At 36.6% G+C, this 17,049-nt stretch carries 14 protein-coding genes; 5 read left to right on the forward strand and 9 right to left on the reverse strand.

Annotation, left to right across the window (positions count from 1 at the left end; all coding sequences use genetic code 11):
- Nucleotides 1-14: 14 nt before the first annotated feature.
- Both AAGF08_RS05255 and AAGF08_RS05260 read right to left on the reverse strand, forming a co-directional pair.
- The gene (locus AAGF08_RS05255; protein ID WP_343510041.1) at nt 15-476 is read right to left on the reverse strand and encodes a hypothetical protein; all 462 of its coding nucleotides are present in this window, start codon (nt 474-476) and stop codon (nt 15-17) included.
- Nucleotides 477-552: 76 nt separating this feature from the next.
- A complete protein-coding gene (locus AAGF08_RS05260; RefSeq protein WP_343510042.1) occupies nt 553-1,374 on the reverse strand; it encodes a sialate O-acetylesterase in 822 nt (273 codons plus the stop codon).
- A gap of 149 nt (nt 1,375-1,523) precedes the next feature.
- On the opposite strand from AAGF08_RS05260, the gene AAGF08_RS05265 reads away from it, so the two are divergent.
- Together AAGF08_RS05265 and AAGF08_RS05270 are read left to right on the forward strand one after the other, a co-directional pair.
- Nucleotides 1,524-2,777, forward strand: a complete 1,254-nt coding sequence (locus tag AAGF08_RS05265) for a hypothetical protein (RefSeq protein ID WP_343510043.1) — start codon at nt 1,524-1,526, stop codon at nt 2,775-2,777.
- Nucleotides 2,778-3,141: 364 nt separating this feature from the next.
- Nucleotides 3,142-3,954, forward strand: a complete 813-nt coding sequence (locus tag AAGF08_RS05270) for a hypothetical protein (RefSeq protein ID WP_343510044.1) — start codon at nt 3,142-3,144, stop codon at nt 3,952-3,954.
- Nucleotides 3,955-4,015: 61 nt separating this feature from the next.
- Here the strand turns inward: AAGF08_RS05270 and AAGF08_RS05275 are convergent, their stop codons facing one another.
- From AAGF08_RS05275 to AAGF08_RS05285, 3 genes are all read right to left on the reverse strand, one after another.
- Complete coding sequence (locus tag AAGF08_RS05275; protein ID WP_343510045.1) at nt 4,016-5,539, reverse strand: glycosyltransferase family 39 protein; 1,524 nt, start codon at nt 5,537-5,539, stop codon at nt 4,016-4,018.
- Between the two features lie 121 nt (nt 5,540-5,660).
- A complete protein-coding gene (locus AAGF08_RS05280) occupies nt 5,661-7,004 on the reverse strand; it encodes an ATP-binding protein (protein ID WP_343510047.1) in 1,344 nt (447 codons plus the stop codon).
- On the reverse strand, nt 6,994-8,376 hold the full coding sequence (locus AAGF08_RS05285) for a sigma-54 dependent transcriptional regulator (RefSeq protein WP_343510048.1): 1,383 nt from the start codon (nt 8,374-8,376) through the stop codon (nt 6,994-6,996). The genes AAGF08_RS05280 and AAGF08_RS05285 overlap by 11 nt, the downstream gene beginning before the upstream one ends.
- 181 nt (nt 8,377-8,557) lie before the next feature.
- Between AAGF08_RS05285 and AAGF08_RS05290 the strand changes: the two genes are divergently transcribed.
- Entirely contained in the window at nt 8,558-8,986 is a 429-nt protein-coding gene (locus AAGF08_RS05290) for a peptidylprolyl isomerase (protein ID WP_343510200.1), read from the forward strand.
- Between the two features lie 46 nt (nt 8,987-9,032).
- On the opposite strand, the gene AAGF08_RS05295 is transcribed toward AAGF08_RS05290, so the two are convergent.
- The gene (locus AAGF08_RS05295) at nt 9,033-10,589 is read right to left on the reverse strand and encodes a hypothetical protein (RefSeq protein WP_343510049.1); all 1,557 of its coding nucleotides are present in this window, start codon (nt 10,587-10,589) and stop codon (nt 9,033-9,035) included.
- A gap of 189 nt (nt 10,590-10,778) precedes the next feature.
- Here AAGF08_RS05295 and AAGF08_RS05300 point away from each other — a divergent pair, with 189 nt between their 5' ends.
- Nucleotides 10,779-12,356 (forward strand): solute:sodium symporter family transporter, encoded by a 1,578-nt coding sequence (locus AAGF08_RS05300; protein ID WP_343510050.1) that lies wholly within the window; start codon nt 10,779-10,781, stop codon nt 12,354-12,356.
- Between the two features lie 39 nt (nt 12,357-12,395).
- A complete protein-coding gene (locus tag AAGF08_RS05305) occupies nt 12,396-13,253 on the forward strand; it encodes an inositol oxygenase family protein (RefSeq protein WP_343510052.1) in 858 nt (285 codons plus the stop codon).
- A 36-nt stretch (nt 13,254-13,289) separates the two neighbouring features.
- Here AAGF08_RS05305 and AAGF08_RS05310 read toward each other — a convergent pair whose 3' ends face one another.
- From AAGF08_RS05310 to ftsH, 3 genes are all read right to left on the reverse strand, one after another.
- Nucleotides 13,290-14,120: a hypothetical protein gene (locus AAGF08_RS05310; protein ID WP_343510053.1), complete on the reverse strand. Its 831-nt coding sequence runs from the start codon at nt 14,118-14,120 to the stop codon at nt 13,290-13,292.
- On the reverse strand, nt 14,117-14,893 hold the full coding sequence (locus AAGF08_RS05315) for a UDP-2,3-diacylglucosamine diphosphatase (RefSeq protein WP_343510054.1): 777 nt from the start codon (nt 14,891-14,893) through the stop codon (nt 14,117-14,119). The genes AAGF08_RS05310 and AAGF08_RS05315 overlap by 4 nt, the downstream gene beginning before the upstream one ends.
- A 62-nt stretch (nt 14,894-14,955) precedes the next feature.
- Complete coding sequence (gene ftsH / locus AAGF08_RS05320) at nt 14,956-17,022, reverse strand: ATP-dependent zinc metalloprotease FtsH (protein WP_343510055.1); 2,067 nt, start codon at nt 17,020-17,022, stop codon at nt 14,956-14,958.
- Nucleotides 17,023-17,049: the final 27 nt, after the last annotated feature.

A 17,049-nucleotide genomic window follows, 5' to 3' on the forward strand; every position in this document is an offset into this window, starting at 1 on the left:
AATTGGACCTTTTTTTAGATTCTTCTTACTTTGATTTCTTCTTTTTCGATTTGAACTTCTATCCGTATCAAAACGTCAACAGCTTTACTTTTTTGTATTCCAGGTTGCCAAGTGACCTCATTTTGAAAAAACTTTAATACTTGGCGGCAAGTGTTAGAGTCTGATGGGCTGCAAGCCAAAAATTGATAGTCTGCAGCTTTTCCCTCACAGTTGATCAAAGTTTGGAATGTGATGGTTCCGGTAGATTCAGGCGAATGAGTGATCTTCTCTTGAAGCGATTGGGCAATAGAAGGGAAGGAAATAGTTGCTTTTGGCATCACTTCCACTTCATGATAATAACCAAGAGCTTCCCCATTTTTATAAGCTAGATTCATGGAAGAACAAGCGTGACTCGTATCTTTTATTTCTTTAAAACCCTGAGAGTAGACTTCAAGGAAGAAAGCGGAAAGTAGAAGGAAAAAAAGCGTTGATTTCATAACATCTTGAAAAATAGTTTTTTGAATTTAAAAAACAGTTTTAATTAAAATTAAAAATTTAATTAGACTATTTGATCTAGTGAAAACAATCTTTCTGCAATTCTATCATTTTTGAGGCATAGCGCATGCCCAAAACATGATAGGAATTGGAGTCAAAATGAGTGCTGTCTCCTTTGTGATTTAATCCATCCGAACTCACCAACTCAATGCATGGGTTTTCGCTGGCGATCTGGGAAAATATGTCATTCATGTTTTTTGCCAAATGAGCTTTTCCATAGAAAAAATGACCTATTTCACCCATGACAATGGGGACTGGTTCTATTCCCAAATCCTTTTGAAGTGAGTCCAACATGGCATAAAACTTTGTGGGATAATTAGCTACGGATTCTTCACTGCCAGTATCGGACTCCCCTTGATGCCATAAAATCCCTTTTAAGGTTCCATTACTCAAAGCCTTTTTAGCTCGGGCAATCATGTCATTATAAGGATAAGTCCTGGTTTGATTATGGATGGAATCTTTAAACCAGGCATTGATGGAGCTACCGCCAACTGCTGTTGGGATCAATCCGATTTTATCAGATGGATTTTCATTCGCAATGATTTTTCCGAAGGTAAGACCAAGTCCTACACCAGCAACTGGCTTGTCAAAATGCATCGGATCTCTCGCTAAAACCCAGTTCATAGTAGAATCCAGCATCCAAACTCTGGGATGGGTTAGTGTGTCAATTGCTTCAGCTTGGCCTCTGCCCGCCATATTGGATTGACCCATCAGGATGTATAAATGAAAGTTTTCTTTAGTGACATGGGAATCATTTTCCGAGGATTCTTTTTGACTTTCATTGCACGACCAGAACAGAACCAAGGAAAAACAAAAGATTAGATTTCGATTAAATTTCATTTAGCAAATGTTTATTTACTCAATTTAGGATTAAAAAATTATAAGATAAGTTTTACTCTTTTTTGGAAAATTCTGTCTCTGGAATCGGCTTGGTTAGAGCTTTTCATTTACTTTAGTGGATTAAGGGTTTCTGCCTAAAAGCATTATCTATGAAAGCTATTATTATATTACCTGAACTTCGCGGTGTTTTTCATGCGAGTCTTGAGATTGCTAATAGACTTTCAAAAAAGGGATATGAGATTGTTTATTGTTCATCAAGTGACCTCTCCGAATGGCTCGATGTTTATCCTTATTCCTTTATCCGATTGCCTTCTAAAGTTATTCCTAAATCCTTTGAGGCTGATTTTCATATTAAATACCAAGAAGCAATTCGAGAATTAGATGGAGATCTGTTTATTGTTGATTTGGAGTGTCCTGTTTATATATTGACTTGTATTTCATTGGGAAAAAAACTTTTCATTCTTAATCAATTCTTACCCATTCCCACCTTTGCAGATGCGCCCATTCCAAATACAGATATTTCCCCAGGAGAGAGTTTTTTAAGTCAATTGAATATAAAGATTTCTTGGCTCGTATCCAGGAATAAATTGCGCGCAAAGGCAATTCTGGAAAGGGTTAAAAATAAGTTTCAAGATCGTCGTAGCCTCTTGATTAAACTTGGTAAAGCGATGGGTTTGAAGGAAAGGGATTATTTGTTGAGCAGAACAGTGCTACCAGGCCCCTTTTTTTTCTTTTCTAAAGTACCTATCCTTTATATTACTTCTAGAGAAATGGACTTCGTTCACAAGCTTCGGAAAAATGAATATTATGTTGGACCAATGATTTATTTGGATAGGGCGGATGGAACTCCAAAAGAAGATGTTATTGCTATTGAAAGTATCATTAAAAAAGCAAAAAGAGAGAATAAAAAATTGATTTACTGTAGCCTGAGTTCTTACAGAGCGGTAAATACTATTTTTTTAAGCAAGCTAGTGGAGGCATTTTCCAACAAGAAAAATTGGGAAATACTGATTGGATTAGGGAGTAAAAGCAAAAAACCTTCGGGAGTTACTGCTGAGAATATTCACTTTTTTAAATGGATTCCAGCTTTAAAAGTTTTGCCTGAAGCGGATTGTGCTTTGGTTACTGCTGGGTTTCATACTATTCATGAGTGTATTCATTTTCAAGTTCCAATGCTGACATTTAGCTTAAGGGTTACAGATCAAAATGGATTTCAAGCTAGGGTTAAGACCAAAAAGCTTGGTTTGACAGGAGATATTCAGAATGACACTTCTGAATCTATTTCTCAAAAAGTTCAACTTTTACTAGTAGATCAGGAAATTAAACAAGCTTTAACTAAGATGAAATCTGATTTCGATAGGTATGAAAAAGAGCAAGTCTTTGAAAAGATTGTTTTGAATTAGCTTTTCAAACTAAAATGAAAATCTAGTCATGGATAGAGATTATTTTTCAATAAGGTTCTTTCTTTTTAATCTCAAAATTCCACTGGAAATAAAGATAATTAGAAATTAATTCCCCGATCTAGGAAAAAAAATACCACCAGATTGAGTTAGATAACCTTTTCTGATTAAGAGAGTTCTATTCAATAATCCCTCAAAGAGGAAGAAACATTTAGGCAGAATAGAACTCTCTTAATTAATTTCGCCATTTAATGAATTGAAATCCCATGAGATTTGTTTAAAGTTTCGGAAGTAGGAGAATTAATATAACCTCCAATTTCCAATGGAATAGCATTTGTAAGATTATAAGAGAATTACATACCAAAAAATGAAAATTATGAACGTGAAAATATTTGGAACAGCAGCGCTGGCAGTAGTAATGGCAGTAAGTTGCCAACCTAAAAAGGCAGAAAACGAAGAAGTGATAGTTGAAGAAATGGAGACAACAACTCCAGCAACGATTACCATAGAAAAATTCGAGGACTCTCCTGCATATGCTAATTCATCTTTGACGATGACTAAACCAAGCGGTATGTCCGTACCACAAGCAGGTGAGATAGATTTTTCTTTTGAAGTAGGAGATTATGAGTTAGGGGCTCAAACCGAAAAGAATGGAATGGCCGCAAATTTGGCTAATTCAGGAAATGGTCAACACATTCACTTCATTGTGGACAACGGACCCTACTCCGCTCACTATGAGCCAGAATTTAAGAAAGAAATGACTGCGGGAACGCATTATGTTGTGGCATTCTTGAGTAGATCCTATCATGAATCTGTAAAAAACCCAAACTCTTTTGTTGCAAAGAAGATAGTAGTAGGTGAATCCAGTGATGATATGAATGTAGATCTTGAGAAACCAACAATGATCTATAGCAGACCTAAAGGAGAATATTCAGGAGCAGATACTGAGAACTTGATGTTGGATTTCTTCTTATTGAATACCACTCTTTCTGAATCGGGTAACAAAGTAAGAGCAACAATCAATGGTCAGGAGTTTATGATTACAGAATGGGCTCCCTATATTATAAAAGGTTTACCTAAGGGAGAGGCAACTATTAAGTTAGAGTTGTTAGATGCTGATGGGAATTTGATCCAAGGTGGATTTAATGAGGTTACCAGAACTGTTACTTTGAAAGACTAAGGCAAAACTGAATACATATTAAAATTAAAACTCCGTGAGAAATCAAACTCACGGAGTTTTTTTATTCTCTCAATTCTGCTTTTTTTTCATCAATTTCTCTAGCTAAAATTGAATTAATATCGGTTTTAGCTCCTAAAAGTAAATGGATTATAGTTCCAAACTCACGGGAATTTGGATCTGTTATAGTTCCTATTTCTTCTGATCTTTCAAATAAGGAGATTTCCCTTTCACTCACTATATCGGATGCTTCCCGTACCAAAATCACATTTTTTATTTCTCTGCTTAAATCTATCCAATTAACATAGTCAGCATTCATTGTTATTGCTTGGAGACCTTTTTCTTTCGTGTAGAAGTTGATCGCACCGGCTAATCCATAATTGTCACAAATGATCACAGTGTATTCATCTGAAGGAGCTTTTGAATAAGCAAAATCGACTTTTGTTGCCAGTTCTTTCCATCCCAGCATATCTGCAAAATCCTGTGGGATATCGTGATCTACGCCATCTTCCCAGCGGGTTAACTGCAGTTCGGGATATTTTTTATAGACTTCTTTAAGTTTTTCAGGAGGCCTGAATGGGAAAACCAAAGGAATCATCAATCCAAATACGACTATCGGTATAAGTAATACTACAGGTTTTAAATAGCGCATTCGTCCGTTTTTAAGGAGTTGAGTCAAATAAAGAGATCCGAATGCAAAGAAAATCGGATAGAGGCTAATTGCATAATAGGCTTTGGCACGGAGAAAAGTGAAAATCGTTAATGTGGAAACTAAGGTGAAAAAGAGGAATTTATAATTTTTGAAAGGAGGATAGGTGAAAAAAGAGATCAAGGCAAAGATTAAGACAAAAATGGAACCGATAAAAAATAGCGGCTGCTCTGTAAGAAAATCGATGCGATTAACATTGACTAACTGATACGTATTTAGCATTCTCATATGCCAGATTACCGGAAAGTCATGGATGATCTGCCAGATGATGTTGGGAAGAGCAATTAATAGCCCAATGCCTAAACCAAAATAGAGATGTCGGTTTTTAAATATTTTTCGCTCCTTGGTAAAAATAATTCCAATGAGAAGTCCCAAAGCTAGAAAAATGATGGTGTATTTATTCAGAAACCCAAAACCTAGGCCAATTCCCATCCAATAAAACCATGAGTTTTTCCCAGTCTGGATATGTTTGATTAGTGTATAAAAGATAAATGTCCAGGCAAGGATATCGAATGAATTTGGCTGAAAAAGAAGATTCAATCTTGCCAAAGCTGAACAAATCAGTGCGATAGCAGCAAGTGAACATGCAAATAAGTTCCCACCCAAAACCTCGATTGTTTTCCACACCAATACGATAGTCAAAGCTCCTAGTAGAGCAGGGAAAAACTTAACCCAAAATTCTGTGTATCCTAATAAATAAATCAAATAGGAGAACCAAGAAGTGACTGGAGGGACAGAAATATATCCCCAAGCCAAATGATGCGCTTGATCAAGATGGAGAAATTCATCTCGATGAAGATCGTAACCTGAGTCTATCAAAAAATACTGTAAAACAAACTTGATCAGTATAAATCCGAATAAAAATAGATTTTGCTGCATTTGGTTATAAAAGTTTGGAAGGTCGTTTAGGAATTTGTTTTCCAGATTCTTCACTAATGGATCATGAGGAGGCTATTTTCGATCTTTTAGCTTTATGATTTAATCATTCTGAATTATAAAATCACCCATTGAAAATTAACTTGAAAGTAGTGCCTTCTCCAATTGCTGATCGGACCTGAATATTTCCTTTATGCCTTCTCATAATTTGTTTGGAGAGACTGAGTCCTATTCCAGATCCCTTCTTTTTGGTGGTGAAGAAAGGGATAAATATTTTTGAAAGGGCCTCCTCTTCAATACCTTTTCCGGTATCACTCACTTCCAGAATGATTTTTCCTGCTTCATCAATAAAGGCCCTAAAAGTAATCACTTTGATTTCGGAATCTTCAACGGCATGGATGGCATTTTGTGCCAAGTTTATAAGTACTTGTTCAATCTGAGTCTGATCACCAAATAGGATCAATTCCGGTGGATTCAATTCCTTCCTTAGTGAAATCTCTTTGGTTTCCAGTTGATTAGCTAATAATACTTCTAACTGATCGAAAAGATTTCTAATACCGATACTGCTGAATTTTGGTGTTGGTATATGAGCTAAGCTTCTAAAATCAGAAACAAAATTAATCAATCCCTGACTTCTCTTTTCTATGGTGCTGATGCCCATTAAGTAGTCTTCCATATCAGATGGTCCAACTTGGCTCACATCCTCCATTTTACTTTCAATTTCATCTTTGATCGTACCTGCCAGAGAAGAAATCGGAGCAATGGAATTCATGATCTCATGGGTTAGGATTTTGACCAGGTTTTGCCAGGCTTCCATTTCCTTCTCTTCCAGTTCGGATTGAATGTTTTGGAGGGAAACTAACTTAAACTTTTCACCTCGCATCAATAATTCGATTACGTAGACGGAGAGCTGCATAATTCCATCTGGGTGGGCAATTTTGATCAATTCTGAACCACCAGTCCGAAGGTTATTGATTGCCAAATGAAGCTCTTTATTGATACCCTCAATTTCAGCGATGTTTTTTAGTTCCTCGACATCAAGAATTCGTTTGGCAGAAGTATTAATTATTTGAATCTCACCGCCTTCACCAAAGGTGATCAAGCCAATGCTCAAATGTTTGAAAACAGACCTGAAATATTGGTATTGTGCTTCTTTCTCAGCTTGATCTTCTTTTAGCTTCGCCAGAATGGCATTAAACTCGATATGTAAATCATCTGTTTCCGTTCCATCAAATTTGACGGGATAAAGTTGGGAGTATTTGTCTTGTTTAATATTATCCAGAAACACTCTTACTTTTTTGAAAGAGCTTTCAGAATATTTTAGAAAAAATATAATCTGGATGACTACCAAAATTAAGAAAAGGGAAATCATGAAGACTCCCCAATCATTGAAAATGGTATATGCCAAAAGGAAGAGGGTTGCGGCTAGAAAGGCTATTCTACCCAGTAGGCCTACTTTATAATCCATATTTTTCCAGTCTTCTATACAGAGAAGCGCGGGTTAAGCCTAGCTCCTTAGCTGCTTTGGAGATATTTCCTCCATTTTTATCAATAGCCCGTTGAATGGTACTTCTCTCCATATCATCGAGATTTAAGGTATTATTTGCTGGAGCTTTATCTGAAGCAGGTTTTGCGGAAAGGAAGAAGAAATCTCTTGAATCCAATTCTTCACCTTCAGCCATGATGATAGCCCTTTCTATAGCATGTTGCAGTTCACGGATATTTCCTGGCCAGTTATATCGCTGTAGTAAGTCCATGGCAGAATCATTAAAACCAGTGAAATTCTTCCTGTATTTTTGAGAGTAACTTTTTAGAAAATGCTTTGCCAATAAAGGAATATCGTCTTGTCTTTCTCTTAGCGGAGGAAGAAAAATTTCCACCGTATTAATTCTGTAAAGCAAATCCTGACGGAATGTATTTTCCATTACCATCTCATGCACATGCATATTGGTTGCACAAATCAGTCGGATATCAACAGGAATGGCTTTATTGGTACCAATTCTTGTTACTTCTCTTCTTTGTAATACCGTTAATAATTTGGATTGCAAAGGCATGGATAAGTTCCCGATTTCATCCAAAAATAAAGTTCCCTTATCTGCAACTTCGAATCTGCCTGCCCTATCATCTTTGGCATCTGTAAAAGCTCCTCTTTTATGTCCGAAAAGCTCTGACTCAAATAGGGTTTCTGTAATTGCTCCCATATCAACCCCCACAAAAATTTCATCTTTCCGAAGTGACCTATCATGGATTGCTCTTGCGATAAGCTCTTTCCCTGTTCCATTTTCACCTAAAATTAAAATGTTTGCATCTGTCTGGGCCACTTTGTCTATGATGGAGAAAATGTTTTTCATGGAAGAACTTTGCCCGATTATATCGCTGTAGGGTTTTTTCAGATCGGACTGAAGCTGTTTTTGTTTTTTATTCAGCTTTTCAACCTCATTGTAACTTTCTTTAAGTCTTACAGCAGATGAAAGCGTGGCTAATAGTTTTTCATTTTGCCATGGCTTTAGGATAAAATCGGTTGCTCCTTCTTTCAAAGCCTGAACGGCCATTTCGACGTCTCCAAACGCTGTTATAAGAATTACCACTGCTTTTGGATCAATTTCTTTGATTTGCTTTAACCAATAGAACCCTTCTTTTCCGGAAGTAGTGTCTTCCCTGAAGTTCATATCTAGCAAAATCACATCATATGAATTGTTGTTGATTAAAAAAGGGATTCTTCTTGGGTCTTTTTCAATAGATACTTCCTTGGCATGCTTTTTTAACAGCATTTTAGCAGCAAAAAGTAAATCCTCATTGTCGTCAATTATGAGTATTCTTCCCAAATCTTGATTTTCCATGGTTTTTTGTTTGGTCTATAATAGGGGGAAAATAATGCCAACACTTAATCAAGTGCGTAAACCGCATTTTTTCGGACACAAGTGTTCATAAATGTACGTTATTACTCTGAAAACGGACACAGTTGTTCGGTTTTTATGACCTAAAAGATTTCTGTAACTTTGCACTTTAACCAAAAAAAATATCATGCAAGCTAAAAAAGGCGATGCGGTGCAAGTGCACTACACCGGAAAATTAGAGGACGGAAGTGTTTTTGATTCTTCAGCAAATAGAGAACCACTTGGTTTCACAGTTGGAGCAGGTCAAATGATACAAGGATTTGATGCTGCTGTTCATGGAATGGCTGTTGGCGATAAAAAAACAGTGACTATACCTGCGGCAGAAGCGTACGGAGAAAAAAGGGATGACATGATGATTGATGTGCCTATTGAGCAGGTTCCCGCTGATATCAAGCCAGAGATTGGCATGCAGTTGACACTTCAAGGAGGAAATGGACAGCCAATGCCAGTAATTGTTACAGATATTGATGAGAAGAAAATCACATTAGATGCAAATCATCAATTAGCTGGTAAAGATTTGATTTTTGATATTGAACTGGTGAAAATCGGTTAATTCAGAATATTGAAAAATTAAAAAAGGCCCTCTAAGAGGGCCTTTTTTATTCCTTAACTATTACTTCTATTTCTTCCCCAGGGCTCAGGTGGATTATAATATTTGATTTTTCAAATCCATCTTCTATTACCTGGGTAGCATCTTTTTCCTCTTCATTGACTAGCATATTTTTGAAATTCCCTGGGAATTCGGCTTTCCAAGTTAAAACCTGATCACCAGAAAGGTATTTGATGCTGCTGCTTTGCGTTCCTTGGTGTCTGACTTTTAAGACTGAATTTCCGATTTTTATGTTTTCAACTTCTAAAAATTCTAATTCATTTGGAAGGTGAGACAAGGTGCTCAATTCATTTTTTGAGGCATTTGGGATTATTCCCAACAAATCCACAATCACATTTCTAATCAGAACATAAGAAACTTCAGGGTAATCTCCGTTTCTGCCAGTTGCTGAAGAATAGGAATGATCTTGATCTAACTTATTAATAATATGTTTCATCCATTTCCAGCCTAATTCATTTTGGTTATGAAGGAAAAAAGTCTCTGGGATATAGCTAATTGCTTCAATGTTATCCGGAATGTCTTCTTTGGATTCTAATCGCTCGTCAATGAAGTTTAGATAATCCAATGTTCTCAGGCTCCCTTTTTTCGTTATCCCTTTCATTGGCATAAACCAAGAGTTTTCTTTCCCCCAACCATCGACAGGAGTCCCGTCAGCTAGATATCCCCTGTTAAAAAGATTGCTGTTTTTCACTCCCCAATCTGTATTAAAGTAATTTTTGAGGTCTGAGGCTTTTTTATTGAAATCGCTGGTTAACTCTGGCAATTGTCTTATTTCTGCCATTTTAGCAAAGGCGGTAAACGCTTTGTATTGACTCGCTATGGCATCGCCAGCTTCTATCAAAGGCTGGTCTCTTTGTTCATTATAAGATGCAGCGCCATCAAAAATCCCTTTTCCGGTCCCTTCAGCAATTCCGTTTGGAATTATTTGATCATGGAGTTCAATAAATTCATTGACAGCCTTTGAGTAAAAAGTCCAAAGAATATTATTTTCTAAATAGCGTGGATCACCGGTCCATTTATAAAGTTCGTAAGCTTTTTCAACTAGTTCGAAAGTAGCAGGGACTTCACGAACAAAGTTCGAATCCGATTTGTAATCAATCGTGTAAGCTGAACCATCGAAATTAATAGCCCAGAGAGGATACCACTTTTTAGATTCACTTGCGGATGAGGCAAAAGCTTTCATCATACTGAAATTTTCTTTTTCAAGTCCTAACAGATGAGCGCCCTCTAGCTGATGGCAGAAATCTCTTGAATAAAAAGCAGATCGTTTAGGATAACCCGCCCAATAGGAGGGGATGTATTTTACAGAGTCTGTTCCAGGGCCATTTTCCCATGCGTTGATGGGACCTGTATTATTTGTTTGAACATATGAAAGAGCTTTTTCTTGTGCCCAAATGAAAGCTTTATTCAATTCTAAACTGGGAGATTTGATAATCAACCCATCAAAAGATTTTTGTTGTGGCACATTAGAAAAGTTCTCTTTTTTTCCGCAGCTTATTGCCAATGTGAGAAAAATTAGGAGATATAGATTTTTTGTTAATGACATTTGATTTGCTTAGTAGATTCCAATGTTAATGTTACAAAATCAAGTATGATTCATTTTGTAAAATTTGGTCATTTTATAGGTGAATATTGATAAGTAAGATGGAAACGCGTAAACGATTTCGTAATTCTTTTCTCAATTTTTGAATAACTGAAGTATATTGACTCGTTGGCTTAAACCAATTCAATTAGCATGACCCTTACAATTATTTCCTTTTTGGCTTTTACCGCTTTTGTTGCAATATTTTCTTGGTATAAACTTCGGAAGGATAAACTAGACACTCAAGAAGGCTATTTTTTAGGAGGAAAAAGTTTGACAGGGATTGTGATAGCAGGTTCCATGTTGCTAACAAATATCTCGACCGAGCATTTGATCGGAATGAATGGCTCTGCTTACAAAAACGGTTTCATAGTCATCGCCTGGGAGGTAACATCGGCAATCGCATTGGTGATTGGAGCTTTATATTTTATTCCCAGTTTTCTGCGAATGGGTTTAACCACAATCCCACAGTATTTGGAGTATAGATTTGATCGAGTAACCCGAACCCTTGTTGCTTTATTTTTGATTGTATCCTTTGTGGTAACGCTGTTGCCGATCGTGCTTTACACTGGTGCCATTAACCTCGAAAGTATATTTAATGTCTCAGAGACACTTCAAATTAGCCAACAGGAAGGTTTATGGTTGACGGTAGTAGTGATTGGGGTAATAGGGTCAGTTTATGCAATTTTTGGAGGCTTAAAGGCTGTTGCCTTTTCAGACTCAATCAATGGAATTGGTTTATTTGTCGGTGGACTGCTGGTTCTCGGATTTTCGCTTTGGGATATTGGTGATGGGAATATAGTTTCAGGTTTGAGTAAAGTTTATAAAGCAGCCCCTGAGAAATTCAATGTGATCGGAGCCAAGGATTCAGTACTTCCTTTCGAGACTCTTTTTACTGGATTGATGATTAATCAGCTCTACTTCTGGTGTATGAATCAAACGATTATTCAAAGGGCTTTCGGAGCAAAAAGTTTAGCAGAAGCACAAAAAGGTTTGCTTTATACCGGGGTTTTTAAACTCTTTATTCCTTTGATTATTATTTTACCTGGAGTAATTGGCTTTTATTATTTCGGGGATAGTCTTTATGATAATCAAGATTTAATTTATCCTGAATTGATTAAAAAAGTATTGCCTGTTGGGCTGACTGGATTTTTTGCAGCAGTGGTTATGGGAGCAGTTTTAAGTACTTTTAATAGCGTTTTGAACAGTACAGCTACCATTTTCAGTCTGGGAATATATAAAAGACATATTAAAACCGATGCTTCCGAAAAGCAACTGGTATGGGTTGGAAAGCTTACCTCAATAGTCTTAGCTATTTGTGCAATTATGGCGGCACCTTTGGTGGCGGGAGCTCCGGATGGGCTCTATCAACTGTTGCAGCAATTAAATGGAATATTCTTTATCCCAATCGCATCCATTATCATTGCAGGTTTATTCCTTCCTAAGATTTCTGCGATGGGCGCAAAAGCAGGTCTTTTTGTAGGTTTAGCTTTTTATATCTTAACTGTATTTATCTTGAAAGTGGAGACCCATTTCGTTCATATCTGGGGGATAGAGTTTTTGCTTAATATGGCAGTCATGTTTGGTGTGTCTTATTTTTATCCGAATTCAAATAAATTCAAACCAACTGATATTGGACATATCGACATGCATCCCTGGAAATATGCAAAGCATCTTGGTCTACTTCTAGTGGTGGTTACTGTCCTTATTTATATTTGGTTAGGTAATTAAAATCTTGAAATTCGATATATTAGTGCAAATCTCTACAGTATGAAAGAAGTTACCCCACATCAAATGGAAGAGCTCTGGGAAGAGGATCTATTAAAAAGATACCCAGAAAATGGAAAACAGGAAAAAGCAAAAGAGGAATTTAGAAATTACGACGATCCTCAAAGAGAAACTGTAAAAGAGTTTTATAGAATTAATCATATTAATCAGACTTATGACTTTGTTTTAGCGAAAGAAAATGAGTTTCTGAAATTTGATAAAAAGGAAATGACTCTTTGGGAGGCTGTGGAATTTTTAAATACGTTGGTTGACGATTCTGATCCAGATACAGATTTAGATCAGACCCAGCATTTGCTTCAAACATCGGAAGCAATCAGAACTGATGGTCATCCTGATTGGTTTGTACTGACAGGTTTTTTACATGATTTGGGGAAGGTGCTTTGCTTATTTGGAGAACCTCAATGGTGTGTAGTGGGTGACACCTTTCCTGTGGGTTGTAAACATTCTGATAAGATTGTTTATCCAGAATATTTTAAAGATAATCCGGATTATAATGATCTAAGGTTCAATTCGAAGTTTGGAGTATATGAACCCAATTGTGGCTTAGATAATGTGCATATGTCTTGGGGGCATGATGAATACATTTACCAGATCATGAAAAATTATCTACCTGAAGAAGGTTTGGCGATGTTACGGTACCATTCTTTTTATTCTCAGCATAGAGAAAATGCATATAGCCATTTAATGAATAAAGATGATCACAAGCTATTTGAATGGGTAAATAAATTTAATCCATATGACTTATACTCTAAAGCAGCTGTGCCACCCAATGTGAAAGAGTTAAGACCTTTCTATGAAGATTTGGCTTCTAAATATTTACCAGATACTTTGAAGTTTTAATATACCAAACCGGAAATTCTTTTCCGGTTTTTTCATTTATCGTAGAGATTTTATCCAGTTTGGTAATGGATAAATATTGATTTTATCTTTTTCAATCAATGCCAAGGTTTCCTGCCCCACCTGCATATATCTGTAATCCCTAGGGGGTATCTGAGCTATCGTTAAAATGGCTTTGGTTGAAATTGAAAAAGCCATAACCTGATTATTTTGGATCCAGAGTAAATGCTCCTTATAAAAGCACATTCGCTGGTCTGTTACAATTTTGATTTTGCTAATAAAATTTCCTTGATTGTCAAAAATGAAAACCCCTTCGTTTGCCACGTTCATAAAAAGTCGATTTTTGAATTCCCTTATTTCCAATACTTCTAAATTTTCAGAGTTCAGAATTAAGTTAAGAGGCTGAGCTTGTGTAACTATATTCCGAAGGTAGTCCAGTGTTTTAAGACTAAGGTCTGATTCATCCCATACCCAAATCATATTGTTGTTGCCCAAGGTGGCGGCCTTTGCAAGATTAATCTCAGTTGGAGAAAACCCTTGTTCAGACAATTGATTCATAAATCTATCCAATATTCTGTATTGCTGAAGGTCTGCAGAAAAGCTGAAAATATTTACTGTCCAGGCAGCTTCAAGTTGTTGTAATCTTCCTTGGCGCATTGGAGAAAAAAGATTCAGCTGTTTTCCAACAGTAGTGTACTGATAAATATCTCCTGAAGTATTACTTGCAAAAATTTGGTCTTTATTATCAAAAGAAATAAGGTCCAGATTTTCAATTGAAATTTCCGAAATAGGTACCCCTATGTTGTCTTGTGTTTGACCAATGGTGATTATTGGCAATAACATCGAAATGATAGCCAATATTTTTTTCATCCTTCAAATGTTTTTAGTAAGGCTTCGGCTCCGTCAAATTCTAGATAAGTATACTGACTTACCCATTCCCCCAAATTATAATAAACAGAGGAATCACCTACCTTTAATTCCAATGGCAAATGACGATGTCCAAAAATGTAAAAATCATGATGTTTTTTCTCTTCAACTTCCTTGCAATAGGTCCAAAGCCATTCTCCATCACCTAAAAATCTGTTTTCATCTTTTTCAATATTGGTGATTCTGCTATGTCCCGACCAGGCATGGGCAATCTTAATTCCGATATCTGGATGAAGCCATTTAAAAAGCCATTGAGATAGAGGATGAACAAAAACTTTCTTAAGGAACTTATAGGAGTTATCGCCTGGGCCAAGACCATCTCCATGGCCAACCAATATTTTTTTATTCCCTACAGTTAATTCTATCGGATCATAATAAACAGGAATACCCAATTCTTGGGTGAAGTAATCCTTCATCCATAAATCATGATTTCCAGTAAAAAAATAGATTGGTATTTTTTTATCTCTAAGTTGGGATATTTTGGAAATAAATGGAATAAATCCCTTTGGGATAACTTTCCCATATTCAAACCAGAAATCGAAGATATCTCCTACAAAGAAAATAGCTGCTGCGTTATCTTGAATTGAATCCAACCATCTGTTTATTTTTCTTTCTCTTTCTTTGCTGGTTGATGCATTAGGCGCGCCTAAATGAAAATCGGAAGCAAAAAATAATTTTTTTCCGTCCAGTTTTATATTCAGGGAAGTTGCTTGCATGATTAAAGATAATCGGGAGTTCGCTTAAAAAAAAAGCCCCAAAAGAGAGGGGGCTTTTTTTATTAATTTTCTTCCTTCGATTCTGGAACTGAGCTCGGCTCATCTGAAGACGTAGAATCTGGATCTAGGGTAGGTGTTTCCAATTGGTCGATCACAGGAACTGGTGCGCTCTCTTTTTTATTAGTGAAAGCTTGATAAGTAGTTTCTGTTTCAAAAGGCCTTTTACCTATTAATCGCTCCAAATCTGCCTGGAACAAAATTTCTTTTTCAAGAAGTTCTTTTGCAAGAATTTCAAGCTCTTTTAGTCTATGCGTCAGCAAATCCTTAGTTCTGATATACGCTTTTTGGATCAACTGTCTAACTTCTTCATCAATGGTTTCAGCTGTTGTTTCAGAATAAGGTTTGGTCATCTTATAACCATCACTCTTTGAATCATAGAAAGAAACATTGCCGATTTTATCATTCATTCCGTAGATAGAAACAATGGAATAAGCCATTTTAGTCACCCTTTCCAAATCACTAAGTGCTCCTGTAGAAATCTTATTAAATATTATTTCCTCTGCTGCCCTACCACCTAGGGTCATACACATTTCATCTATCAATTGCTCTGTTTGATACAGGAATTGTTCTTTTGGCAAATACTGCGCATATCCCAAAGCTGCAATACCTCTTGGAACAATACTTACTTTTACCAAAGGATCTGCGTGTTCTAAGAACCAGCCAGCAACTGCATGTCCCGCCTCATGGTAGGCAACAATTTTCTTCTCCTCTGGGGAAATAATTTTATTTCTTTTTTCAAGCCCTCCAATAGTCCTATCGATAGCATCCTGAAAATCCTGCATATCAACCGCAGTTTTATTTCTTCTTGCGGCAATCAGGGCAGCTTCATTGCAAACATTGGCGATTTCTGCACCAGCAAATCCCGGAGTTTGGGCAGCAAGTTTTTTAGGGTCGATATCTGGACTTGTTTTTATAGGTTTCAAATGAACTTTGAAAATTGCCTCTCTACCAATGATATCTGGTTTATCAATTGAGATTTGTCTATCAAATCGACCAGCTCTAAGAAGGGCACTATCCAAAACGTCTGGTCTGTTGGTAGCAGCAAGTACAATGACTCCTGAATCTGTACCAAAGCCATCCATTTCTACCAATAATGAGTTCAGCGTATTTTCTCTTTCGTCATTTGATCCGGGCATCTGCCCTTTTCCTCTTGATCTACCGATAGCATCAATTTCATCTATAAAAATGATACAAGGTGCTTTTTCTTTAGCTTGCTTAAATAAGTCTCTTACTCTGGCGGCACCAACTCCAACGAACATTTCTACAAAGTCAGAACCTGACAAGGTAAAGAATGGTACTCCCGCTTCACCAGCAACTGCTTTTGCGAGCAAAGTTTTACCAGTTCCCGGAGGTCCTACTAAAAGAGCACCTTTAGGAATTTTACCACCTAGCTTGGTGAATTTCCCAGGGTTCTTAAGAAATTCTACAATCTCTTGAATTTCTTCCTTTGCTTCATCAAGACCTGCCACATTGTCAAAAGTAATTTTAACTTTATTTTCTGCGTCAAATAATTGAGCTTTTGATTTACCGACATTAAAAATTTGACCTCCTGGACCAGATGGCCCTGCCATTCTTCTCATCATAAACCAGAAAAAGACAAATAGCAGGATTAAAAATCCAAAACTACTGAAATAGCTGGTCCAATTTTCTTCTGTAGAAACTTCTAAATCTATTCTATTCTCTGGGTCTGCTTGCTCTTTAAGCGTGTCAAAATCGTTTGCGAATTTATCTACCGATGCAACTTGAAAAGAATAATGAGGTCCGGATGGGTTGAAAAAGGTTGAATTTGATTCTAACTCATTTTTATATTTTGGTTCAGATAAGGCAGAGGGCTTAAGAGTAATATCCACTCTCTCCATATTCTTGACCATCACGACTTTAGATACATCGCCCGCCATGTACATGTCTTCAAACTTCTTTTGAGTAATGTCAATTACTGATGACCTCTGTTGTATCCAAGTTAGGCCTAAAAGCACTAGCACAGCAGCAATGATCAACCAGAGTTGAAAATTCGGCTTTTGTTGAGGTGCTTTTGGGATAAATTTTTTGTTTTTATTTTTTTCGCTCATCGCTAAATTTGTAATTCGGTAAACTTA

Origin of the sequence: Algoriphagus sp. SE2 (assembly GCF_039563885.1) — a bacterium.
In the GTDB taxonomy this organism is placed as follows: Bacteria; Bacteroidota; Bacteroidia; order Cytophagales; family Cyclobacteriaceae; genus Algoriphagus.